At 67.9% G+C, this 1,015-nt stretch carries 1 pseudogene; it reads right to left on the bottom strand.

From position 1 onward, the window contains the following. Nucleotides 1-20 precede the first annotated feature (20 nt). A pseudogene (locus AB0J02_RS43615) lies at nucleotides 21-952 on the bottom strand (IS5 family transposase). Nucleotides 953-1,015 lie beyond the last annotated feature (63 nt).

Here is a 1,015-nt window from a genome sequence, read left to right as displayed (position 1 = left end):
CCTAAGCACTGTTTCTCGGATCATGTGCGGAGCCAGATGATGAGGGCTGCGAGGGTGACGGTGCCGAGGTAGATGTAGGCCCGTTTCTCGTAGCGGGTGGCGACGGCGCGGAAGCCTTTCAAGCGGTTGATGGCGCGTTCGACGGTGTTGCGTTTCTTGTAGTGCTCGCCGTCGAATCCGGTGGGCCGACCGCCGCGGGAACCGCGGTTGAGCCGGTGTCTGCGCTGGTCACGCCGCTCGGGAATGGTGTGGGAAATGCCGCGTCGTCGCAGGTAGCGACGGTTGGCCCGAGACGTGTAGGCCTTGTCGGCCAGGACGCGGTCAGGTCGGGTGCGCGGCCGTCCGACTCCGGTGCGGGGGACGGCTATCTGTCGTAGTACGGGCTCGAGTTGGGGGCCGTCGCCGTAGTGGCCTGGAGTCAGCAGGAGCGCGAGGGGCCGACACCGTCCGTCGGCCGCGAGATGGATTTTGGTGGTGAAGCCGCCGCGGGAGCGTCCCAGGCATTCGCCGATGCGACCACCTCCGCCAGCCGGACGGCCAGTTTCCGTAGGACCGGATCGGGCTGGTTCATCGCCGCGCGGGCCCCCTTTTGAGGGACCGCGGCCGGCGGGGCCTTCCTCGCGCCGGCGGCATGCTGGTGGGCTCGCACTGACGTGGAGTCCACCGACACGTCCCAGTCGATCTCACCCGCCGCATCCTCGGCGGCCTGGATCTGTGACAGCAGCATCTTCCAGGTGCCGTCCGCTGACCAGCGACGATGACGCTTATAGACGGTCTCCCAGGGCCCGAACCGCTCGGGCAGGTCCCGCCACTGCACGCCCGTCCGCACCCGGTACAGCACCCCGTTGATCACCCGTCGGTGGGCACTCCACCGGCCTCCACGCGTCCCGCCCCGAGGCAAGAACGACTCCAGTCGATCCCACTCCGCATTCGTTAAATCCCCACGCCCCATGTCTCCAGCCTGACCTCAACAACCCTGCCACGTCAGGCGATCCGAGAAACGGCGCCTAGGGCC

This window comes from Streptomyces sp. NPDC050264 (assembly GCF_040655895.1).
GTDB lineage: Bacteria > Actinomycetota > Actinomycetes > Streptomycetales > Streptomycetaceae > Streptomyces.
This window is presented reverse-complemented; position numbering and strand designations above follow the sequence as displayed.